The sequence below is a fragment of the Microbacterium sp. Soil_C_42 genome (genome assembly GCF_057656735.1).
Genome location: NZ_JBDGJU010000046.1, coordinates 1 through 21,432, shown reverse-complemented (window position 1 = coordinate 21,432; position 21,432 = coordinate 1). Strand labels below are relative to the sequence as shown.

The following is a 21,432-nucleotide window of genomic DNA, read 5'->3' as shown; positions in this document are numbered from 1 at the left end:
ATGGTCGACAGAGAAAAAAATTGGCATTTGACAAGTGCACGCTGTTGAGTTCTCAAAGATCGGACGCACCCACGCTCCAGCTTCACGCCATCACCGCAGGGCAACTTCACTATCTTATCCCATCGAAGCCATCCGTCAGACCGACCGGAGCTCTTCGAGCGGGAAACCCATCGTCCAGCACGCGAAGCGTCTTGGAGGTGATGGGGGCGGTTCGCTGCTTGAGGGGAGCCAGACCCTGAGGCCTTCCGCTCTACCCTTTGGGGCGAACAAGAAGACTCTACCCCGTGAATGCGGGTTCGCACAAATCGACGCCCGGCACAGCTTCTCGACCCCTGTGCAGACCTCGCCGAACACCCGATCCCCCTCTCGATCGGACCTGTCGCCACACACAGATCAGCCCTGCACGAAGCAGGGCTGATCTGGTGAAGATGGCGGTGAGGGTGCGATGCGAGCCCGCAGACCCGTACATCCGGAACTGTCGGCGGGTCGGTTCACGTCGGTATCACGAGGGATCAGGCATCCGCATCGATCAGCGTGGAGGGGTGGGAGTCCGCGTCGATGTCGCCATTGCGTTGCCACACACCGATGACGCGGTTGCGCTCTATGGCGTGACGATCGGGAAGGCGGGATCGAAGTCGTCCAATACTGCGGCGAGTTCGACAAGCTGATCGGTGTCGCCGGCGAGGGCGATCTTCCCGCCCGCGGCGAGCTGCGGTGCGACGCTCGGTTTGAGAAGCACGCCGACCATCAGGGGCTTCGGTGCGCTCACGGTGAGGGGGGCATCGGTCGAGTGCCCTCGCCGCGCGTTGAGCACGCCCCGCGCGATCCAGAGATTCCACTTTTCGGCGCTGTCGGTGAAGTCCAGGTTGATCCGGATGTCGGCATCCGCCGCCTTCGGGCCGTTCACGTGCACGGCGGCGAAGTCGAAAAGGATGTCGATCGGCATCCCGAGCAGAGTGTCCTCGCTGGCCGTTGTGAACGCGGTCGGCTGAATCCCTTCGCGAAGCTCTCGAGCGGCCGTGAGGAAGATCCCGCGCCACTGCGGACCCTCCGCCTGGAAGCCGAGCTGCTCATATGCATCGGCCTGCAGATCCCGCGCCTCGACGTCGCTCGGGTCGGCGAAGACGAGCTTGTGCAGGATCTCCACCGCCCACCGGTAGTCGGCGGCCTCGAATGCACGCTTGCCCTCTTCGAGAACCTTGTCGCGGCCGATGAAGGCCACATATCGCTTCGCGGATTCCACAGGCGGGTGCGGATGCAGCGACACGGGGTCGCCATCCCACATGCCGAGCTCCTTCGTGAAGACTGCGCGCACGTCGTGATGCACGGTGCCGTGGTAGCCGTGATTGAACCACTTGCGGTCGAGCTCGTCCGGCAGGCGGATCTCCTCCGCAGCCTCCAGAGGCGTGTACCCCTGGTTCGCGAGACGGAGCGCCTGGTCGTGGATGTACTTGTACGCATCACGTTGCGAGGCGATCAATGCGGTGACGTCGGCATTGCCCCAGACCGGCCAGGTGTGCGGTCCGTAATGCACCTCGGCCTCATCGCCCCAGCGCTCCAGTGTCTCGTCGAGGTAGCGGGCGAAGTTGCGGGCATCCCGCGTTCGCGCGCCGCGGAGTGTCTGGATGTTGTGGAGCGAGTGGTTGGCGTTCTCGGCCGTGGTCAGAGCCTTCAGCTCCGGGATCCAGATGTGCATCTCCTCCGGCGCCTCCGTGTCGGGGGCATAGAGGAACTCGAACTCGATGCCCGCGATGGTGCGCTTCTCCCCCGTCGTGCGGATGCCGTCGGTCGGTGAGATGTAGGAGACGGTCGGGTTCTTCGTGGTGAGCGTGCCGATCCCGCAGCTGACGAACCCGTGCGGGCCATGCTCCAGCAGTCCACCGAACGCGTACTGGGCGCGCCGGGCCATCGCGTTGCCGGCGACGACGTTCTCGCCGATGGCGAACTTGTCGAACGAAGCGATGGTTCCCGGCGCGAGAATGGGCACCTTGCCCGACCGCACATCCTCTTCCGAGACCACGCCCTTCACACCGCCGTAGTGGTCGATATGGGTATGCGTGTAGATCACCCCGGCGACAGGTTTGTCGCTGACGTGCTCGCGGATCAGCGCCATGCCCTGGCGAGCACTTTCGACCCCGGCCATGCAGTCGATCACGATGAGCCCGTCGACGCCCTCGACAACGGTGAGCTGCGCGATGTCGTTGCCACGCACCTGGTAGACGCCGTCAACCACCTTGAACAGGCCGCCCTGGCGGATCAGCTTCGACTGCCGCCACAGACTCGCATCGACCGAGTCCGGCGCGTCTCCGTCGATGTAGTCCATCGCGTGCAGGTCGAAGATCACATGACCGTCATCGCCGAGCACTGAATCGGGCAGAGGCGCGATCAGGCCACGCGCAACATCCGTGAAGTCCTGCACATCGTCCAGCGGATAGCGCTCCCGTGCTGCGGCGAGAGCGGCAACAGTGGCAGGTGAAGCTTCCTGGGGTGGGCGGGCCATTATCCTGCCTCCGTACCGAGTTCCAGCCGTGGGGTCACGTCTTCGACCAGCCTGGCGCACGGGCGCACGGAGCGCAAAGCGGCCGGGGCCGTCACCCGACGTCCGAGGTCGCATCCGCACAAAGCGAAACCCACTCAGGTCGATCAGACTGATCAGCTTGAGTGGGTTTCAATGGCGGTGACGGTGGGATTTGAACCCACGGTAGGGGGTTACCCTACACAACTTTTCGAGAGTTGCACCTTCGGCCGCTCGGACACGTCACCGCCGACAAGCTTACGACACGTCGGCGGATGCTGCGAATCGGCGCCTTCCCCACTCGGCCGGCAGCATCGAGCAGAAGCTCGGCCGCGTGTCGCCGGGCGGGTCTAGCGTGGGGAACGTGACCGACGATCGCCCGGCCGGAGCGCCGACATCCGTCACGGGCCGCATGGCCACGACGCAGCGATTCGCGCTGTGGATCGCGGTGCTCGCGTCGTTCGTGGCCTTCCTCGACGGCACCATCGTCAACGTCGCCCTGCCCGCGATCAGCGATGAGCTCGGCGGCGGCATCACGACGCAGCAGTGGGTCGTCGACGCCTACCTCATCACCCTCGGTGCGCTGATCCTCGTGGCGGGATCCGTCAGCGACGCCTACGGGCGGGTGCTGGTGCTGCGCATCGGGCTCATCGGCTTCGGCATCGCCTCCCTCGCGATCGCCGCGGCCCCGAGCGCGGAGTTCCTCATCGTCGCGCGGGGGTTCCAGGGCGCGGCCGGCGCGTTCCTCGTGCCGAGCTCGCTCGCGCTCATCACGTCGAACTTCAGCGGCTCGGCGCAGAGCCGCGCCATCGGCGTCTGGACCGCCATGACCACGTCCGCCATGATCGTCGGCCCGCTGCTCGGCGGCATCCTGGTCGACTTCGCATCGTGGCGGTGGGCGTTCCTCATCAACGTCGTGCCGATCGGCGTCACCCTCGTGCTGCTGGCGCGCGGCGGCTTCCGCGACACGCGGCACCCCGGCGCCTCGATCGACTGGGTCGGCGCGGCGCTGTGCACCCTCGGTCTCGGCGGCATGGTCTACGCCCTCATCGAGCAGCCCGACCAGGGCTGGGGGTCGCCCGCGATCTGGCTGCCGCTCGTCCTGGGCGCGGCGCTGTTCCTCGCGTTCGTGCTGCGGCAGCGCACCGTGCGGCACCCGATCCTGCCGCTCGATCTCTTCCGGGTGCGCAACTTCTGGACCGGCAACGTCGCGACCGCCTTCATCTACGGGGCGCTGGCACTCAACGGACTCGTCGTGGTCGTGTACCTGCAGGAGGGCGCGGGACTCTCCGCGACGCTGGCGGGGCTCGCGAGCCTGCCGATGACGATCCTCATGATCCTCTTCAGCTCGCGCGTCGGAGCGCTCAGCGGGAGGTGGGGTCCGCGGTTCTTCATGACCGTGGGTCCGATCACGATGGGGATCGGAGCTCTGCTCCTCCTCACCGTCGGCACGGACTTCTCCTATTGGTGGCAGGTGCTGCCGAGCATGATCGTGATGGGCGCGGGCCTCGCGCTCACGGTGGCTCCGCTCACCTCGGCGATCCTCGGGGCGATCGGCCCCGAGCGCTCGGGCATCGCCTCCGCCATCAACAACGCGGTGGCGCGCGTCGCAGGACTGATCGCTGTCGCCCTGCTCGCCACCATCGTCGCCGGCGCGCTCGACCTCGACGGCTTCCACCGGTCGGCCATCGTCACGGCCGTGCTCATGATCGCCGGCGGGATCACCTCGTTCTTCGGGATCCGCAACCCCGAGCGCTCACCCGACGAGGCATAGATCCGGCGTTCCACGCTGGCCCGAGGCGCGGGCACACTGCAAGACTGGCCGCATGGCCGTCATCGAGAACTCGAAAGTCACCATCGTCGGAGCCGGCAGCGTCGGCTCGAGCGCCGCGTATGCCGCGCTCATCCGCGGCTCCGCCCGCCACGTCGCCCTCTACGACATCGCCACGCAGAAGGTCGAGGCCGAGGTGCTCGACCTCGCGCACGGCACACAGTTCACGGGCACGAGCGACATCATCGGCGGCAGCGACCTGTCGGTGGTGGAGGGGTCCCACGTCGTCGTGATCACGGCCGGCGCGAAGCAGAACCCGGGCCAGACGCGCATCGAGCTCGCCGGCGTGAACGCCGGGATCATGAAGAAGATGATGCCGCAGCTCTTGAGCGTCGCACCCGACGCCGTCTACGTGATCGTCACGAATCCCTGCGATGTGCTCACCGTGCTCGCGCAGGAGGAGACGGGCCTGCCGCCCGAGCGCATCTTCGCGTCGGGCACCGTGCTCGACACGTCGCGGCTGCGCTGGAAGCTCGCCGAGCGCGCCGGCGTCTCGACCTCGAGCGTGCACGCGTACATCGTGGGCGAACACGGCGACACCGAGTTCCCGCTGTGGTCGAAAGCGACCATCGGCACCGTTCCGATCCTCGAATGGGTCACGCCCGGCGGCGACCGCCTGTCCGTCGAGGAGCTCGACCAGATCGCGATCGACGTGCGCGACGCCGCCTACAAGGTGATCCAGGGCAAGGGCGCGACCAACTACGCGATCGGCCTGTCGAGCGCGCGCATCATCGAGGCGATCCTGAACGACGAGCGCGCCGTCATGCCCGTCTCGCCGGTGCTGCGGGACTTCCACGGCGTCGACGGAGTGGCGCTGTCGGTGCCCTCGGTCGTGAGCGCGGCCGGCGCCGTGCCGATCCGCGAGACGCAGTTCGACCACCAGGAGCTCGAACTGTTCCACGCCTCCGCCGATGCCCTGAAGAAGGTGGCCGACTCGCTGCGCGGCTGAGCCCGGCTGACGTGAGCAGAACGGATGCTGCGGGCCGCAGCATCCGTTTCCGTCACGCGAACAGGCGGGCGAGGTTCTCGAGCGACGAGGCGAGACCCTCGGCGTGGTCTTCGGCAGAGATGCCCGCGGGGACGTCGGTCGCCTCGACGGTGACGAGGGTCGAGCCGTGACGGGGCTCGAATCCCCATGTCATGGTCATGGTGCCCGCGAAGGCGGGGTCGTCGGAGGGAAAGTCGATGGCCTCGATGATCCAGTGGGGCGGCGCAATCTCGACTCGGCGCACGTCGGCGACGTCGGCATCGGCGGCCGCCTTGCCGCCGCCTTCGGGGGCCTCATCGTAGGTCAGGACCATGCGGTAGCCGGTGACCGGGTCGAACCGCTCGAAGCGGCCGGTCATGCCGGACGGCGGCAGCCACGCAAGAAGCTGCTCCGCATCCGTGAAGGCGCCGAACACTCGCTCGGGGGCGGCGGCGATGAGACGGGACGCCGAATCCACACGCATACGGTCAACCTACGCCTCGACGGCCCGTGCGCGGGCCTCGGCGGCGATGTCGCGGGCCGGACGTAGGCTCATCGCATGCCCGCTGCCCGACGCCCGACGCAGACAGCCCCCTATCGGTGCACCGAGTGCGGCTGGACCACGCTCAAGTGGGTCGGGCGCTGCGGCGAGTGCCAGCAGTGGGGCACCGTGGTCGAGGCCGCCGAGCAGACCGGCATCCTCCGCTCGGTGACACCGGTGGCCCCCGGCGCGGGGCGCGCGGCCCAGCCGATCACGCGCATCGACACGTCCGACGCGCCGCGGCGCACCACCGGCGTCGGCGAGTTCGACCGCGTCCTCGGCGGTGGCCTGGTGCCCGGGGCTGCGATCCTGCTCTCGGGCGAACCGGGCGTCGGCAAGTCCACGCTGCTTCTCGAGGTCGCCGCGCAGTCCGCCCAGGCAGGGCGGCGCGTGCTCTATGCGAGCGCCGAGGAGTCGACCGCCCAGGTTCGGCTGCGGGCCGAGCGCACCGGCGCGCTGCACGACGAGCTGTACCTCGCGAGCGAGACAGACCTCGCGACGATCCTCGGGCACGTCGACGACGTGGCACCCGACCTGCTCATCGTCGACTCGGTGCAGACGGTGTCGTCCGCGATGTCGGAGGGCATGGCGGGGCATCCGTCGCAGGTGCGCGAGGTCGCCGCGACGCTCATCCGGGTCGCGAAGGATCACGGACTGCCGACGATCATCGTCGGCCACGTCACGAAGGACGGCTCGATCGCCGGTCCTCGCATCCTCGAGCACCTCGTCGACGTGGTGTGCCAGTTCGAAGGCGATCGGCAGACGTCACTCCGGTTCGTGCGCGCGCTCAAGAACCGCTTCGGGCCGACGGACGAGGTCGGATGCTTCGACATGACCGGCGCCGGCATCGCCGAGGTGCCCGACCCCAGCGCGCTGTTCCTCGGCCACGGCAGCACCGAGCCCGGCACGTGCGTGTCGATCGCTCTCGAGGGTCGCCGGGCGCTGCCGGTCGAGGTGCAGGCGCTCACCATCGACAGCAAGTCCGGCAACCCGCGCCGGATCGTGAACGGCGTCGATGCGGCGCGCGTCGCGACGGTGCTCGCAGTGCTCGAGAAGCGGATGAGGATCAAGACCTCCGACCAGGACGTCTACGTCTCGACCGTCGGCGGTGTGAGGTTCGCCGAACCCGCGGCGGATCTCGCCATCGCGTTGGCGGTCGCGAGCGCGGTCGAGGGCTGGACGATCCCCCGGCACATCGCCGCGGTCGGCGAGCTGAGCCTCGCCGGTGAGGTGCGGCCGGTCACCCAGGCCGCGCAGCGTCGCAGCGAAGGCGCGCGCCTCGGCTACCGCGATGTCATCGACCACCGCTCGGGATCGCTGGGCGGCGCCGTCAGCGACGTGCGAGCGCGGTCCAAAGGACGACCCGGGGAAGACATCCCCGAGTTCTGATCTCGGCCGGCCGACTCAGCGTCCGCGAGGCCGGCGCCGACGCCCAGGGTCGACGTATCCGAGCACGATGGGGATCACGAGTCCGGCCGCGCATACGAGTCCGACGAGCAGGAATTCCACCCGGCGAGTCTGCCCCGTCGTCCCCGGCGACGCAAACCTGCGCCCGAAGCTCAGGCGTCGAGCGCGGCGATGAGGTCGGCGGGCGAGGCCTGCAGCGCGTGGGGCCCCGCGATGTCGAAGAACACCGTGGTGATCTCGTCCTCGTGCGCGCCGAGGAAGGCGCGCAGCCACGCCGGCGATTGCAGCGCGACGCCCGGCGGCAGCGTCTCGGGCTTGTGGGCGGCGTCGCTGAACAGCAGCAGCGCGACGTCGCCGGTCTTCGCGTCGCGGTAGGTCCACACCTCGCCGACATCGAGCGGGTTGTCACGATGACCGGGCCGCATCAGCGGCACGACGGTGGGTCCGTGACGCAGCGCGAAGGCGACCGCTGCCATGTCCTGCGTCTGGAGCGCGTCGCCGAGCTGAGGATTGCGGAAGTCCGCCGCTGCGGCCTTCTTCACGCGCTTCTTTCCTGCCACCCGTCCAGCGTAATCGCGCCGACGCGGCGGTGACGCGGCGGTCAGTCAGGCGAGGAAGCCGCGCAACAGGGCCTCCGAGCCGGCGAGGTGTTCGAGGATCGCGGCTTCCGCAGCATCCGGTCGCCCCGCGAGGATCGCCGTCACGATGCGTTCGTGCTGCACGTTGGAGTGCTCGATGTTGCGCGGCAGCAGCGGGAAGGTGTCGAGCCACTCGTTCACGCGCGCCCGGTTCTCGGCGGCGAGCGCGACGAGCGACGGGATGGCGGCGAGCTCGGCGATCGTCAGGTGGAGCAGGGTGTCGAGTCGGCGATAGTCGGCTTCGGATGCCTCGGCCACGACCTCGTAACGGGCCCACAGCTCGTCGCGGGCGGCGGCGTCGAGCGTGCGTCCGGCGGCGGCGCGCGCCGCGCCCGCCTCGAGCACGCGGCGAAGGCCGAGGACGTCCTCGAGCTCGGCGGCCGTGACGTCGCGGGGGTGCGGCGGCTGCGGCAGCGGATCGGCGACGAACGTGCCGCCGTAGCGGCCCCGCCGGCGCACGAGATAACCGGTGTCGGCCAGTTCGCGGATCGCCTCGCGCACGGTGTCGCGGCTCACGGCGTAGAGCACGGCGAGCTCGCGCTCGGAAGGAAGCGACTCGCCCGGAGCGACGACGCCCAGCCGGATCGTCTGCACCAGACGCGCGACGGTGTCTTCGAGCGCGTTGCCCTCGCGCACCGGCCGGTAGACGGCCTTGTGCACCTCCCGCAGCGGGGTATCGGTCATGGCGAGACCTTACAGCGGCGTGACATAGGCGTTCGTGATGCCGCCGTCGACGACGAACGTGCTCGCGGTGATGAACGACGCGTCGTCCGACGCAAGGAAGGCGACCGCCGCCGCGAGCTCCTCGGGTTCGGCGAAGCGGCCCATCGGCACGTGCACGAGCCGGCGCTGCGCGCGCTCGGGGTCCTTCGCGAAGAGCTCCTGCAGCAGCGGGGTGTTCACCGGACCTGGGCACAGCGCGTTCACCCGCACGCCTTGCCGCGCGAACTGCACGCCGAGCTCGCGGGTCATGGCGAGCACGCCGCCCTTGGACGCGGTGTACGAGATCTGCGACGTCGCCGAGCCGAGCAGCGCGACGAACGACGCGGTGTTGATGATCGACCCCTTGCCCGCGGGCACCATGTGCCGCAGCGCCGCGCGCGAGCACAGGTACACGCTCTTGAGGTTGACGTCCTGCACGCGGTCCCAGGCCGGCAGCTCGGTCGTCTCGATCGAGTCGTCGTCGGCGGGTGAGATGCCGGCGTTGTTGAAGGCGATGTCGAGGCGCCCGAGGTCGCCCGCGACCGAGTCGAAGAGCATGTTGACGGAGGCCTCGTCCGCGACGTCCACGAGCCGGAACAGGCCGTCCACCTCGCTGGCGGCACGCTCGCCCGTCGCGGGGTCGAGGTCGGCGATCACGACGCGTGCGCCCTCGGCGGCGAACCGCCGTGCGGTCGCGAGACCGATGCCGGATGCCCCGCCCGTGATGACGGCCACCCGATCCTTGAGCCGCTGGGTCAGATCCATGGTGTTCCCTTCCATTTCGGCCGTGCGAACTCCGGACTTTGCAGGATTCCGCGCCCCGCAGGCCGCGAAGTCCGGACATCGCAACGGTGGTGGATGCCGATCACGAGGCGTCCGTCGCGAAGAAGACGTTCTTGGTCTCGGTGAAGTGCTCGGCGGCGTCGGGGCCGAGCTCGCGGCCGAGGCCCGAGGCCTTCATGCCGCCGAACGGGGTCCAGTACCGCACCGAGGAGTGCGAGTTGACCGACAGCACGCCGCTCTTCACACCCCGCGAGACGCGCACGGCACGGCCGAGGTTCTCCGTCCAGATCGAGCCGGCGAGACCGTAGACCGTGTCGTTCGCCAGGTGGATCGCATCGGCCTCGTCGTCGAACGGCAGGACCGCCACGACGGGTCCGAACACCTCTTCCCGCGCGACGCGGTCGGTGCGGTCGGCGAGCACGACGGTCGGCGCGAACCAGAACCCGTCACCGGACGGCGCCGCGCCCTGGAACGCGACGTTCGCGCCGTCGAGGAACCCCTCGACGGTCGAGCGATGGGATGCCGAGATCAGCGGCCCCATCTCTGTCGCCTCGTCTGCGGGGTCGCCGACGCGCCAGGCCTGCACCGCGGGCTCGAGCAGCTCGAGGAACCGGTCGTACACCGATCGCTCGACGAGGATGCGGCTGCGGGCGCAGCAGTCCTGCCCGGCGTTGTCGAACACCGCACCCGGTGCCGATGCGGCGGCCTTCTCGAGGTCGGCGTCGGCGAACACGATGTTGGCGCTCTTGCCGCCGAGCTCCAGGGTGACGGGCTTGAGCTCGCGCGCGCACCCGGCCGCGACATCCGTGCCCACCGAGGTCGAGCCGGTGAAGACGACCTTGCGCACATCCGGGTGCGAGACGAACCGCTGCCCGACGACCGAGCCCGACCCGGTGACGACCTCGAACAGCCCCTCGGGCAGTCCGGCGAGAAGCGCGAGCTCTCCCAGCCGGATCGCCGTGAGCGGAGTGAGCTCGGCGGGCTTCAGCACGACGGCGTTGCCCGCGGCGAGCGCCGGCGCGAACCCCCACGACGCGATCGTCATCGGGAAGTTCCACGGCACGATGATGCCCACGACCCCGTACGGCTCGTGGAACGTCACGTCGAGCCCGCCGGCGACCGGGATCTGCTGCCCCGACAGCCGCTCGGGCGCGCCGGCGTAGAAGTTCAGCACCTGTGCGACGTGCGAGGCCTCCCAGCGCGCCGAGCCGATCGGGTGACCCGAGTTCAGCACCTCCAGCTGCGCCAGCTCCTCGATGTGCGCCTCGACCGCGCGCGCGAACGACCGCAGCGCGTCGGCGCGCGCCACCGGCGGCAGCGACGACCACGCACGCTGAGCGACGACGGCGCGCGAGATCGCCGCATCCGTCTCGTCCACGCTCGCGCGAGCGACCTCACGGATCGGCAGCGCGGTCGCCGGGTTGATGACGGTGAACATGCTCATGCGGTCGGCACTCCTCGTGATGCATAGACGGATGCCTCGGCCACGAGCCCCGCGAACAGCCGACGGTCCTCCTGGTTCTGCTCGGGATGCCACTGCACGCCGAGCACGTAGCCCTCGCCGTCCGACTCGAACGCCTGCACGAGCCCGTCGGTGTGGGCGGTCGCGACGAGTCCTTCGCCGAGGCGGTCGATGCCCTGGTGGTGGTAGCTGTGCACCTCGAGGGCACCGGGCCCGACGAGCTCCGCCAGACGCGACCCCTCGTGGACGATGACGTCGTTGGTCGCGAACACGCCGCCGCCGACCCGGAACCGCTCGGTGCCGAGCGCCTCGGGCAGATGCTGATGCAGTGTGCCGCCGCGCGCCACGTTCACGAGCTGCAGGCCGCGGCAGATCGCGAGCACCGGGAGCCGGCGCCGCTCCGCGCCGCGGAACAGCGCGAGCTCCCACGCGTCGCGATCCGGACGCGGCGCGTCGGTGCGCGGATGCCGCTGTGCCCCATAGAGCTCCGGCTGCACGTCGATCCCCCCGGTGAGGATCAGGCCGTCGAGTCCGTTCAGCACCGCTTCGGCGGCGATCTCGGGATCCGGCTGCGGCGGCAGCAGCACGGCCACACCACCCGACGCCGTCACCGAGTCGAAGTAGACCTGCGGGAGGAACGCCGCGCGGACGTCCCACACGCCCTGCTTCGCCTGCTCGAGGTAGGTCGTCAGACCGATCACCGGCTTCTCAGAGGCGTTCGAAGCCACGGACCCTCTCCCAGTCGGTCACGGCGGCGTCGTAGGCCTCGACCTCGATGCGCGCCTGGTTGAGGTAGTGGTCGACCACGTCGTCGCCGAACGCGGCCCGGGCGATGGCCGACTCGTCGAAGAGCTGCGCCGCCTCGCGCAACGTGGTCGGCATGTGGTCGACGCCGGCCGTGTAGGCATTGCCCTCCAGCCGTTCGGGCAGCGGCAGCTCGTGCTCGATGCCGTGGAGGCCCCCCGCGATGATGGCGGCGATGCCCAGGTACGGGTTGACGTCGCCGCCCGGCACTCGGTTCTCGACGCGCAGCGACGAGCCGTGGCCGACCACGCGCAGCGCGCAGGTGCGGTTGTCGACGCCCCATGCGACGCCGGTCGGGGCGAACGAGCCCTTCGCGAAACGCTTGTACGAGTTGATGTTGGGCGCGTAGAGCAGCGTGAACTCCCGGAGAGTCGCCAGGACGCCGGCGATCCAGTGCTCCATGAGAGGGCTGAAGCCGTAGGCGCCGTCGCCGGCCATCACGGGGTCGCCCTTCGCCGAGCGCACCGACAGGTGGATGTGGCAGCTGTTGCCCTCCCGCTCGTTGAACTTCGCCATGAACGTGATCGACTTGCCGTGATGCCCCGCGATCGCCTTCGCGCCGTTCTTGTAGATCGCGTGCTGGTCGGCCGTCTGCTGCACCTCGGCGAACCGGAACGCGATCTCCTGCTGACCCAGGTTGCACTCGCCCTTGACGCCCTCGGTGTAGAGGCCGGCCCCGTCCATCGACAGGCGGATGTCACGCAGCAGAGGTTCGAGACGGCCCGAGGCGAGCAGGTCGTAGTCGACGTTGTAATCGGTGGACGGGGTGAGACCGCGATAGCCCTTGGCCCAGGCATCCCGATATGTGTCGTCGAAGACGATGAACTCGAGCTCCGTCCCGGAGAAGGCCACGAGACCGCGGTCGGCGAGCCGATCGCGCTGGCGGTTGAGGATGTCGCGCGGCGACTGCACGACGGGGTCGCCGTTCTCCCACGTGAGATCGGCCATGACGAGCGCGGAGCCCTCGAGCCACGGGATGCGGCGGAGGGTCGCGACGTCGGGCCGCAGCATCATGTCGCCGTAGCCGGTCTCCCAGCTCGACATCGCGTAGCCGTCGACGGTGTTCATATCGACGTCCACCGACAGCAGGTAGTTGCACGCCTCCGCGCCGTGAGGCAGCACCTCCTCCTGGAAGAGCCGCGCCGACACCCGCTTGCCGACCAGGCGGCCCTGCGCGTCGGCGAAGGCGACGATGACGGTGTCGATGTCGCCTGCGGCGATCCCGGCGTTCAGCTGCTCGACGGTGAGGTTGCCCGGCATCCGTTCTCCTTCTGAGTCGACAGGCGACGAGGCTCGTGAGCACGCTCCCCCCGAACCGCGATCACCCGCACACTCTAACCAAAATCCGGTTCAAAGGTAGACACAGCCGACCAATAGGCGCCACAATCGGCGCAAAGCGCGTGAGCGCGACCCGAGCGCACCTTCCTTCGCGATCCCCTGGAGGACCGATGTCCCAAGCGAGCAGTGCACCGCAGCCGGAACCTCCGGCACCGTCCAGCGACCGCGCCGCCAAGGTCGCAGGAGCGACCTATACGCGAGCCGGTCAGGAGTACTTCCAGAAGCGCGGCCTGAAACGCAGCGCCGGCGTGTGGGGCCTGTGGGGCCTCGCGGTCGCCGCCGTCATCTCGGGCGACTTCTCGGGATGGAACTTCGGCATCGACTTCGCCGGCTTCGGCGGCATGCTCATCGCCTTCGCCATCCTCGTCGTCATGTACTACGGCATGATCTTCTCGATCGGCGAGATGGCCGCCGCCATGCCGCACACCGGCGGCGCCTACTCCTTCGCCCGTTCGGCCATGGGGCCGTGGGGCGGGCTCGTCACCGGCGCCGCCGAGACGATCGAGTACGTCGCGACGACCGCGGTCATCGTGTATTTCTCGGCGTCCTACGCCGACGCGATCACGAGCGAACTGCTGAACTTCTCGATGCCGACGTGGGTGTGGTGGATCATCCTCTACACGGCGTTCATCGTGCTGAACGCCGCCGGCGCCGCGATCTCGTTCACATTCGCCATCGTCGTGTCGATCATCTCGATCGCGATCATCCTGGTGTTCTCGGTGATGGCGATCTTCTCCGGACAGTTCAGCTGGGACAAGCTCTTCGACATCGCGCCGGATCCCGGGCAGTCGGCGTTCCTCCCGCACGGCGTCATCCCGATCCTGTTCGCCCTCCCGTACGCGATGTGGTTCTTCCTCGGCATCGAGGAGCTCCCGCTCGCCGCGGAGGAGTCGCACAACCCGGTCCGCGACATCCCGCGCGCCGGGTTCATCGCCCGCACCACACTCATCATCACGGGCCTGCTGGTGCTGTTCCTCAACACGGGCGTCGTCGGCGCGGCCGCCACCGGCGTCGCGAGCGAGCCGCTGCTCGACGGATTCCGCGCGATCGTCGGCGACGAGCTCGCCGCCGTCCTCGCGCTGTTCGCCCTCATCGGCCTGCTCGCCTCGCTGCAGGGCATCATGTTCGCCTACGGCCGGAACATGTACTCCCTCTCCCGCGCCGGCTACTACCCCAAGTTCCTGTCGCTCACCGGCAAGCGGGCGACACCGTGGGTGGCGCTCGTGGTCGGTGCGGTGATCGGCTTCATCGCGCTCGTGCTCGTCGACTCCCTCGGCGGTGCCGCCGGCGTGGCCGGGGCGATCGTGCTCAACATCGCGATCTGGGGTGCGGTGATCGCCTACACGCTGCAGATGGTGTCGTACGTGATCCTCCGCAAGAAGTTCCCGAACGCGAACCGTCCGTACCGGAGCCCGTGGGGCATCCCCGGCGCGGTCATCGCGGGCGCGGTGTCGGTGCTCATCTTCTTCGGCTTCTTCATCAACGAGCCCGCCCGTCCCGCGATCGTCGCGATCGCCATCGTCTACGTGGTGATCCTCATCGGCTTCGCGCTGTACTTCCGCCATCGCCTCGTGCTCTCGCCGGAGGAGGAGTACGCGCTCTCCGGCGGCACGCACGGCGACCCGCAGTCGGAGGGCTACGACGCGATGGAGAAAGAGGTCTTCGACGACAAGTCCTAGGTGTTCGGCCAAGACACCTGTGCAGGGGAGACGGAGCGGGGCGACCTGGGGGACGCCCCGCTCCGTCGCGTCACGCGGACGGCGCGGACACGGATGCTGCGCCCCGCGGCATCCGTCATCGGTCCGAGGTGTGGGTCAGTAGAGCAGGAACTGCTTCGGATCGGTGGAGGGGATGCCGCCGATCTCGACCGACAGGTGGTACGAGGCGCCGCCGCCGGGAGCCATCGGACGGTTGCCGTCGGCGCAGGTGCCGACCGCGGAGCGCGTGCGATCCCACGAGAGGGCCGTCGCACTCGACACCGTCTGCCCGCCGGCGATCAGTACGATCATGTCGCTGGGCTCGCTCTGGCAGTCGGTCGAGCGCCACCAGATGTCGTCGCCGCTGGTGACCGTGAACGACTGGGCGCTCGTGCCGACGTTCATCGTGCAGTCGGGGCCGTTGTTGGTGAGCTTGATGGTGAACTGCGGCTGCTGGTCGCCTGCATAGGTGTCGGCGCTGGTGACCGGCTCGACCGTGATCTCGCTCGCGACACAGGGCTGTGCTGTGGGAGTGGCGCCGGGCGTCGGGGCCTGCCCTTCGACGACAGCGCCTTCGACGGCCCCGGTGGCGGTTCCCCCGGTCGTCGCCTGCGACGACGGCACCGGCAGAGACTCGGCCGTGTTCTTCGCCGCGGGCTTCTCGTCGGACGAGGTCGTCGCCGCACCCGCCCACGGCTGCGCGATGAGCAGCCAGACCACCGCCGCGATGACCAGCAGCCCGACGATGAGTACGAGCCGCCGGCGACGGTAGACCGCCGGGGAGGGGCGACGTCGGGGGCTGGTGCCGGTCATGCTCAACAGGCTAACGGCGGGCGTCGCCTTCTCCTGTCGGCGCGCCCCGGATGCCGCGACCCGGCGCCGCGCGAGCGTCAGAGGCGCTTGATCATGCGGGTGTTTCCGAGGGTGTTCGGCTTCACGTGCGCGAGGTCGAGGAACTCCGCGACGCCCTCGTCCGGAGAGCGGATGAGCTGCGAGTACACGTCGGGGTCGACGACCTGCTCGCCGATCTGCTCGAACCCGCGGCGCGTGAAGAAGTCGACCTCGAACGTCAGGCAGAACAGGCGCGAGAGGCCGAGCGTGCGGGCGTTCGCCTCGAGGCCCTCGACGATCGCGCGACCCACACCGTGGTGCAGCCAGCCGTCGGCGACGATGAGGGTGCGGACCTCGCCGAGGTCCTCCCACATGACGTGCAGCGCGCCGCAGCCGATCAGGTCGCCGTTCGCATCCTCGGCGACGAGGAACTGCTGCGTCGCCTCGTACAGCACGACGAGGTCCTTGCCGAGGAGGATCCGCCGCTGCACGAACGGCTCGAGGAGCGCCTGGATGCGGCGGACGTCGCTGGTGCGCGCCGGCCTGACTGTGAACTCTGCCACCCGTCCAGCGTAAGACCCCCCGCTCGCCGACGAACGCACCCGCGAACGACGAAGAGCGGATGCCGCAGCATCCGCTCTTCGTTCCGATCAGGGTCTACGCGTTCGCAGCGAGATCCGGCGTCGCGGTGATCTCGCCGTTGTGGACGACGCCGACGGCGACCTTGTCGCCGCGCGGGCCGTGCTCGAAGACGAACTCGCCGTTCTGCGCGTCGACCTTCACGTGGTCGCCCGCGTCGAGCTCGCCGTGCAGGATCTTCTCCGACAGACGGTCTTCGACCTCGCGCTGCATGGCGCGGCGGAGGGGACGGGCGCCGAGCGCGGGGTCGAAGCCGATCTCGATGAGCTTGTCCTTCGCGGCATCCGTCAGCTCGATCGTCATGTCACGATCCAGCAGACGCTCACCGAGACGCTTGGTGAACAGGCCCACGATCTGGCGCAGCTCGTCCTTGTCGAGCTGCGGGAAGACGATGATGTCGTCGACGCGGTTGAGGAACTCGGGCTTGAAGTTGCGCTTCAGCTCCTCGTTGACCTTGCCCTTCATCCGCTCGTAGGTCGTGCCGCTGTTGCCCTCGACCTGGAAGCCCACCGGGCCACCGGCGATCGCCGACGAACCGAGGTTCGTCGTCATGATGATCACCGTGTTCTTGAAGTCGATGACGCGGCCCTGACCGTCGGTCAGGCGACCCTCTTCGAGGATCTGCAGGAGCGAGTTGAAGATGTCGGGGTGGGCCTTCTCGATCTCGTCGAAGAGCACGACCGAGAAGGGCTTGCGGCGCACCTTCTCGGTGAGCTGGCCGCCCTCTTCGAACCCGACGAATCCGGGAGGGGCACCGAACAGACGCGAGACGGTGTGCTTCTCACCGAACTCCGACATGTCGAGCGAGATGAGTGCGTGCTCGTCGTCGAAGAGGAACTCGGCGAGCGCCTTGGCCAGCTCGGTCTTTCCGACGCCCGTGGGGCCGGCGAAGATGAACGAGCCCGACGGACGCTTCGGGTCCTTGAGGCCCGCGCGCTGACGGCGGATCGTCTTCGAGAGTGCGGCGATCGCCTCCTCCTGGCCGATGACGCGCTGGTGCAGCGCCTTCTCCATGAAGACGAGACGGCTCGACTCCTCCTCGGTGAGCTTGAACACCGGGATGCCGGTCGCCTGGGCGAGCACCTCGGCGATCAGGCCCTCGTCGACGACGGCGTGGCTGGCGACGTCACCCGAGCGCCACTGCTTCTCGAGGCGCAGGCGCTCGGCGAGCAGGGACTTCTCCTCATCGCGCAGCGACGCGGCCTTCTCGAAGTCCTGGTCTTCGGAGGCGCGCTCCTTGTCTTCGCGCACCTTGGCGATCTTCTCGTCGAACTCGCGCAGCTCCGGCGGGCTGGACAGGATCGACAGACGCAGGCGGGCGCCGGCCTCGTCGATCAGGTCGATGGCCTTGTCGGGGAGGAACCGGTCCGAGATGTAGCGGTCGGCGAGGTTCGCCGCCGCGACGATCGCGCCGTCGGTGATCTGCACCTTGTGGTGCGCCTCGTAGCGGTCGCGCAGCCCCTTCAGGATGTTGATCGCGTGGGGCAGGCTCGGCTCGGCGACCTGGATCGGCTGGAAGCGACGCTCGAGCGCAGCATCCTTCTCGAAGTGCTTGCGGTACTCGTCGAGCGTGGTCGCGCCGATCGTCTGGAGCTCGCCGCGCGCGAGGAGCGGCTTAAGGATCGATGCCGCGTCGATCGCGCCCTCGGCGGCACCGGCACCCACGAGCGTGTGGATCTCGTCGATGAAGACGATGATGTCGCCGCGCGTGCGGATCTCCTTGGTGACCTTCTTCAGGCGCTCCTCGAAGTCGCCGCGGTAGCGGGAACCGGCGATGAGCGAGCCGAGGTCGAGCGAGTAGAGCTGCTTGTCCTTGAGCGTCTCGGGCACGTCGCCCTTGACGATGGCCTGCGCGAGGCCCTCGACGACCGCCGTCTTTCCGACACCGGGCTCGCCGATGAGGACGGGGTTGTTCTTGGAGCGGCGCGACAGGATCTGCATCACGCGCTCGATCTCCTTCTCGCGCCCGATGACCGGGTCGAGCTTGTTGTCGCGCGCGGCCTGCGTGAGGTTGCGGCCGAACTGGTCGAGCACCTGCGAGCCGCCCTGCGTGGTGCCCTGGGTCTGCTCGCCGGCGCCGCTCGCGACACCCGCGGGCTCCTTGCCCTGGTAGCCCGAGAGCAGCTGGATGACCTGCTGACGCACCTTGTTGAGGTCGGCGCCGAGCTTCACGAGCACCTGGGCGGCGACGCCCTCGCCCTCGCGGATGAGGCCGAGGAGGATGTGCTCGGTGCCGATGTAGTTGTGGCCCAGCTGCAGCGCCTCGCGGAGGCTGAGCTCGAGCACCTTCTTGGCGCGCGGCGTGAAGGGGATGTGGCCGGTCGGCTGCTGCTGGCCCTGGCCGATGATGTCCTGCACCTGCTCGCGCACGGCGTCGAGCGAGATGCCCAGGCTCTCGAGCGCCTTGGCGGCGACCCCTTCGCCCTCGTGGATGAGACCGAGCAGGATGTGCTCGGTGCCGATGTAGTTGTGGTTGAGCATCTTCGCCTCTTCCTGGGCGAGGACGACCACACGACGGGCACGGTCGGTGAATCTCTCGAACATCGTTCACTCCTCCAGGGCGGTGTGGGTCTGCTGAGCCCATCTCGCCTTACATCGAGGGTAGCCAGCGGCTCGGGAGCGCACGGCCGTGTTCGCCGTGGGCATAGCGCGCGTGAAACGGAACGGATGCCTTGCGCCGCAGCATCCGTCGGCCTTATCGTTTTTCGATAACAACGTTTATCGATATGGAGCGAGCGACATGGATCCACTCTCGGCGAACCTGCTGACGATCGCGATCCCCGTGGTCGCGGTGGTCGGCGCCGCATCGCTGTTCATGGTCCGCCGCAAGCGAGCCGGTGCGAGCGGAGGCCTGAATCGCGCGGAGTCGTGGATCGCGTCGCTCATCGGTGCGGGAGCGATGATGAATGCCCTGCTGTGCGCGCTGGCGCTGTGGGGCAACGCCTCCTGGATGTTCACCGTCGAACCCTTCCGCGTCGACGGTCTGCACTACTCCGGAGTCACCACGCCGGAATCCCTCGAGGGCGTCGACCACGTCGCCGCCGCGGGCTACCAATCCGTCTGGATCGACGTGATGGGACTGCCCGACGGCACGCGATGGCTCTTCTACATCGAGGAGGCGCTCCCGCTCGCCGCGTCGCTCACGATCAGCATCGTCGTCGCTTGGCTGTCGTTCACCGTGGTGCGGGAGCGCCCGTTCGCGCGCGCGTTCCCGATCGCGATCGGCGTCGCGTCGATCGCCGTCATGATCGGCGGGCTCGGCTCGCAGTTCGCCGGCGCGCTCGCGCGATCGTCGGTCATCGCGTACCTCGGCGCCGATCGACTCGTGAAAGACAACAGCACCGCACCGGCAACCGAGTCGTTCGCGGCCTTCTGGGTAAGCCTCGACCTCTCACCCGTCGGCTGGGCGTTCGGGCTGCTGCTCGTCGCGGCGGCCTTCCAGATCGGCGTCCGCATGCAGAAGGACACCGAGGCGCTGGTGTGAGCCCGGCCGACGACGAGGGGCCTGCCGGGGTGCACTGCCGGCTCGACGAGTTGCTCGAGGACCGCGGCATGACGCTCACGCGGCTCTCAGAGCTGGTCGGGGTCTCAGTCGTGAACCTGTCGATCCTCAAGAACGATCGCGCGCGAGCGATCCGCTACTCGACCCTTTCGGCGATCTGCCGGGCCCTCGATTGCGAGATCGGCGACCTGCTCGTGCGGGCGGATTGAGGATTCCGGATGCTGCGGCCGCAGCATCCGTCCCGTCGCCCGTCCTGCCCCGTGCCCCGTCCCGTCCGCTCCGCAGTCACTTTCGGTCACCTGACGGTGCAGCGATCGACCCGAAGTGACTGCGGAGAGGCGGTGGCGGAGGTCGCCGTCAGCGACGGGAGCGGATTGCCGACCGCACGCGGCGGACGAGGCCCGCCTGCCCGTCGAACACGTCGTTCTTCGTGACGCGGATCACGAACCAGCCGGCGCTGGCCAGCGCCTCGTAGCGAGCGATGTCCTTCGCCCATTGCTCGGGATCGCGAAGGTGGTGTTCGCCCTCGTACTCGATGGCGATCCTCAGCTCGGGGTAGGCGAGGTCGACGACTCCGATGAGTCCCCCGATCGAGTCGAATACCGCATGATTCAGGCGCGGCTCGGGCAGACCCGCGTCGACGATGATCAGCCTGCACCGGGACTCCATCCGTGATGCCGAACGGGTGCGCACACGAGGCAGTGCCTGCCTCAACGCGCTGACACCCACCCTCCGGCCAGACCGCACCGCCGATTCGAGCTCGGAGAGAGTGCCGAGCGGCTGCGCGTCCCCCGAGAACATCTGCTCGCGGACGACCCCGTCGGCGAGCGCCACGAGGTCGTACTCGTCGCGCACGACCGCCGCCAGCATCACCCACGTGAATGCGGGACTGGTCAGCGGAACGCCGTGGGTCGCGTGATCGACGACCGCAACGCTTCGCTGCTTCACCTGGTGGCCGAGAACTCCGTCGTGCCGCGGATGCCGCAGCGGAGCCCGCACCGCGACGTCGAGCATCCGGGGACGACCGAACGCATCGGTCAGGACGCGAGACGGGAGTGGCAGCTCCCACAACACTGCAGCGGTCACGTGCGAAAAGAACTGATTCGCGGGCATCACCCGCGCGTAGAGGAGGGCACGTTCGCGAATGGCTGCGGTGGCCGCCTCCGCCTTGGACCGCGTCCCCGGCGATGCGGGGTCTGCGCCGCACACCACGCGGAGCCCACGGAAGGGGCTGTCGAGGTCGAGAGCCCGCAGCCTCGATCTCGGGACACCGGCGCTCCTCGCCTCCGCGACCGTGAAGACGCTCCCGAGACCATGTGGCAGCGGCGTTGTACGCATGGCGCCCGATCCTGACCGCACCGTCGCTCGCGGTGGCGCTCGGTTCAGCCTTCTGTGGACGACGGCACCGCCGCTCCTCCTTGGGGAGGAACCACCACCCGCCGCTCCGCAGTCAGTTAGGGCGGGACTCAAGGCCCAGGACGCGCCAAAAGTGACTGCGGAACGGAGCGCCCGAACGCGGGGTACGGAGCCCCGCCCACGGCGTTCCGCAGTCAGTAAAGGCGGGACTCAAGGCCCAGGACGCGCCAAAAGCGACTGCGGAACGAAGGCGCCCGAACGCCGGGGAACGAAGGCGCGCGAACGCCGCCGTGCGCGGCGCCCGCGCACGGCGTTCCGCAGTCAGTTAGGGCGGGACTCGACGGTGACGTCCCGCTTGTTGGTGGAGTTTCTCGACACCGTGCGGGTCAGCTTGTTTGATTATGCCGCGGTCAGTTCCG

Annotated in this window: 18 protein-coding genes and 1 tRNA gene; 6 read left to right on the top strand and 13 right to left on the bottom strand. The window is 68.8% G+C overall.

Annotated elements, in window-relative coordinates; genetic code table 11:
* Nucleotides 1-601 precede the first annotated feature (601 nt).
* Together AC3A46_RS17685 and AC3A46_RS17680 are read right to left on the bottom strand one after the other, a co-directional pair.
* Complete coding sequence (locus AC3A46_RS17685; RefSeq protein WP_487666385.1) at nt 602-2,500, bottom strand: alkyl/aryl-sulfatase; 1,899 nt, start codon at nt 2,498-2,500, stop codon at nt 602-604.
* Between the two features lie 172 nt (nt 2,501-2,672).
* Nucleotides 2,673-2,763: transfer RNA gene (locus AC3A46_RS17680), tRNA-Ser, on the bottom strand.
* A gap of 164 nt (nt 2,764-2,927) precedes the next feature.
* Here AC3A46_RS17680 and AC3A46_RS17675 point away from each other — a divergent pair.
* Nucleotides 2,928-4,289, top strand: a complete 1,362-nt coding sequence (locus AC3A46_RS17675; RefSeq protein ID WP_487666386.1) for an MFS transporter — start codon at nt 2,928-2,930, stop codon at nt 4,287-4,289.
* Between the two features lie 52 nt (nt 4,290-4,341).
* On the top strand, nt 4,342-5,295 hold the full coding sequence (locus AC3A46_RS17670; protein ID WP_487666384.1) for an L-lactate dehydrogenase: 954 nt from the start codon (nt 4,342-4,344) through the stop codon (nt 5,293-5,295).
* Between the two features lie 52 nt (nt 5,296-5,347).
* Here the strand turns inward: AC3A46_RS17670 and AC3A46_RS17665 are convergent, their stop codons facing one another.
* Nucleotides 5,348-5,797, bottom strand: coding sequence for an SRPBCC domain-containing protein (locus AC3A46_RS17665; RefSeq protein WP_487666383.1), 450 nt, complete (start codon nt 5,795-5,797; stop codon nt 5,348-5,350).
* Nucleotides 5,798-5,872: 75 nt separating this feature from the next.
* On the opposite strand from AC3A46_RS17665, the gene radA reads away from it, so the two are divergent.
* Nucleotides 5,873-7,243 carry a DNA repair protein RadA gene (gene radA, locus AC3A46_RS17660; RefSeq protein WP_487666382.1) on the top strand — a complete coding sequence of 457 codons (1,371 nt, stop codon included), beginning with the start codon at nt 5,873-5,875 and terminating at the stop codon, nt 7,241-7,243.
* Between the two features lie 170 nt (nt 7,244-7,413).
* On the opposite strand, the gene AC3A46_RS17655 is transcribed toward radA, so the two are convergent.
* The 6 genes from AC3A46_RS17655 to AC3A46_RS17630 form a co-directional block, all read right to left on the bottom strand.
* A complete protein-coding gene (locus AC3A46_RS17655) occupies nt 7,414-7,821 on the bottom strand; it encodes a dehydrogenase (protein ID WP_487666381.1) in 408 nt (135 codons plus the stop codon).
* Nucleotides 7,822-7,866: 45 nt separating this feature from the next.
* Nucleotides 7,867-8,583, bottom strand: coding sequence for a FadR/GntR family transcriptional regulator (locus tag AC3A46_RS17650; protein WP_487666380.1), 717 nt, complete (start codon nt 8,581-8,583; stop codon nt 7,867-7,869).
* A gap of 9 nt (nt 8,584-8,592) precedes the next feature.
* Nucleotides 8,593-9,366, bottom strand: a complete 774-nt coding sequence (locus AC3A46_RS17645; RefSeq protein ID WP_487666379.1) for a 3-oxoacyl-ACP reductase — start codon at nt 9,364-9,366, stop codon at nt 8,593-8,595.
* A gap of 100 nt (nt 9,367-9,466) precedes the next feature.
* Nucleotides 9,467-10,828, bottom strand: a complete 1,362-nt coding sequence (locus AC3A46_RS17640) for an aldehyde dehydrogenase family protein (RefSeq protein WP_487666378.1) — start codon at nt 10,826-10,828, stop codon at nt 9,467-9,469.
* On the bottom strand, nt 10,825-11,574 hold the full coding sequence (locus tag AC3A46_RS17635) for a gamma-glutamyl-gamma-aminobutyrate hydrolase family protein (RefSeq protein ID WP_487666377.1): 750 nt from the start codon (nt 11,572-11,574) through the stop codon (nt 10,825-10,827). Before AC3A46_RS17635 ends, AC3A46_RS17640 begins: the two co-directional genes overlap by 4 nt.
* Nucleotides 11,555-12,910: a glutamine synthetase family protein gene (locus AC3A46_RS17630; protein WP_487666376.1), complete on the bottom strand. Its 1,356-nt coding sequence runs from the start codon at nt 12,908-12,910 to the stop codon at nt 11,555-11,557. The genes AC3A46_RS17635 and AC3A46_RS17630 overlap by 20 nt, the downstream gene beginning before the upstream one ends.
* A 188-nt stretch (nt 12,911-13,098) precedes the next feature.
* Here AC3A46_RS17630 and AC3A46_RS17625 point away from each other — a divergent pair, with 188 nt between their 5' ends.
* Nucleotides 13,099-14,667 (top strand): amino acid permease, encoded by a 1,569-nt coding sequence (locus AC3A46_RS17625; protein WP_487666375.1) that lies wholly within the window; start codon nt 13,099-13,101, stop codon nt 14,665-14,667.
* A gap of 135 nt (nt 14,668-14,802) precedes the next feature.
* On the opposite strand, the gene AC3A46_RS17620 is transcribed toward AC3A46_RS17625, so the two are convergent.
* The 3 genes from AC3A46_RS17620 to AC3A46_RS17610 form a co-directional block, all read right to left on the bottom strand.
* On the bottom strand, nt 14,803-15,498 hold the full coding sequence (locus AC3A46_RS17620) for a hypothetical protein (RefSeq protein WP_487666374.1): 696 nt from the start codon (nt 15,496-15,498) through the stop codon (nt 14,803-14,805).
* 77 nt (nt 15,499-15,575) lie between these two features.
* Complete coding sequence (locus AC3A46_RS17615) at nt 15,576-16,079, bottom strand: amino-acid N-acetyltransferase (protein WP_487666373.1); 504 nt, start codon at nt 16,077-16,079, stop codon at nt 15,576-15,578.
* A 94-nt stretch (nt 16,080-16,173) separates the two neighbouring features.
* A complete protein-coding gene (locus AC3A46_RS17610) occupies nt 16,174-18,699 on the bottom strand; it encodes an ATP-dependent Clp protease ATP-binding subunit (protein ID WP_056372485.1) in 2,526 nt (841 codons plus the stop codon).
* Between the two features lie 196 nt (nt 18,700-18,895).
* Here AC3A46_RS17610 and AC3A46_RS17605 point away from each other — a divergent pair, with 196 nt between their 5' ends.
* A complete protein-coding gene (locus AC3A46_RS17605; RefSeq protein ID WP_487666372.1) occupies nt 18,896-19,639 on the top strand; it encodes a hypothetical protein in 744 nt (247 codons plus the stop codon).
* On the top strand, nt 19,636-19,866 hold the full coding sequence (locus AC3A46_RS17600) for a helix-turn-helix domain-containing protein (RefSeq protein ID WP_487666371.1): 231 nt from the start codon (nt 19,636-19,638) through the stop codon (nt 19,864-19,866). Before AC3A46_RS17605 ends, AC3A46_RS17600 begins: the two co-directional genes overlap by 4 nt.
* A gap of 148 nt (nt 19,867-20,014) precedes the next feature.
* On the opposite strand, the gene AC3A46_RS17595 is transcribed toward AC3A46_RS17600, so the two are convergent.
* Nucleotides 20,015-20,743, bottom strand: a complete 729-nt coding sequence (locus AC3A46_RS17595) for an endonuclease domain-containing protein (RefSeq protein WP_487666370.1) — start codon at nt 20,741-20,743, stop codon at nt 20,015-20,017.
* Nucleotides 20,744-21,432: the final 689 nt, after the last annotated feature.

What these genes read in the sequence shown, in the direction of transcription:
- AC3A46_RS17620 (WP_487666374.1), bottom strand. Translation starts at nt 15,498, where the DNA reads ATGACCGGCACCAGCCCCCGACGTCGCCCCTCCCCGGCGGTCTACCGT.
- AC3A46_RS17610 (WP_056372485.1), bottom strand. Translation starts at nt 18,699, where the DNA reads ATGTTCGAGAGATTCACCGACCGTGCCCGTCGTGTGGTCGTCCTCGCC.
- AC3A46_RS17685 (WP_487666385.1), bottom strand. Translation starts at nt 2,500, where the DNA reads ATGGCCCGCCCACCCCAGGAAGCTTCACCTGCCACTGTTGCCGCTCTC.
- AC3A46_RS17675 (WP_487666386.1), top strand. Translation starts at nt 2,928, where the DNA reads ATGGCCACGACGCAGCGATTCGCGCTGTGGATCGCGGTGCTCGCGTCG.
- AC3A46_RS17640 (WP_487666378.1), bottom strand. Translation starts at nt 10,828, where the DNA reads ATGAGCATGTTCACCGTCATCAACCCGGCGACCGCGCTGCCGATCCGT.
- AC3A46_RS17645 (WP_487666379.1), bottom strand. Translation starts at nt 9,366, where the DNA reads ATGGATCTGACCCAGCGGCTCAAGGATCGGGTGGCCGTCATCACGGGC.
- AC3A46_RS17630 (WP_487666376.1), bottom strand. Translation starts at nt 12,910, where the DNA reads ATGCCGGGCAACCTCACCGTCGAGCAGCTGAACGCCGGGATCGCCGCA.
- AC3A46_RS17650 (WP_487666380.1), bottom strand. Translation starts at nt 8,583, where the DNA reads ATGACCGATACCCCGCTGCGGGAGGTGCACAAGGCCGTCTACCGGCCG.
- AC3A46_RS17665 (WP_487666383.1), bottom strand. Translation starts at nt 5,797, where the DNA reads ATGCGTGTGGATTCGGCGTCCCGTCTCATCGCCGCCGCCCCCGAGCGA.
- radA (WP_487666382.1), top strand. Translation starts at nt 5,873, where the DNA reads ATGCCCGCTGCCCGACGCCCGACGCAGACAGCCCCCTATCGGTGCACC.
- AC3A46_RS17605 (WP_487666372.1), top strand. Translation starts at nt 18,896, where the DNA reads ATGGATCCACTCTCGGCGAACCTGCTGACGATCGCGATCCCCGTGGTC.
- AC3A46_RS17670 (WP_487666384.1), top strand. Translation starts at nt 4,342, where the DNA reads ATGGCCGTCATCGAGAACTCGAAAGTCACCATCGTCGGAGCCGGCAGC.
- AC3A46_RS17625 (WP_487666375.1), top strand. Translation starts at nt 13,099, where the DNA reads ATGTCCCAAGCGAGCAGTGCACCGCAGCCGGAACCTCCGGCACCGTCC.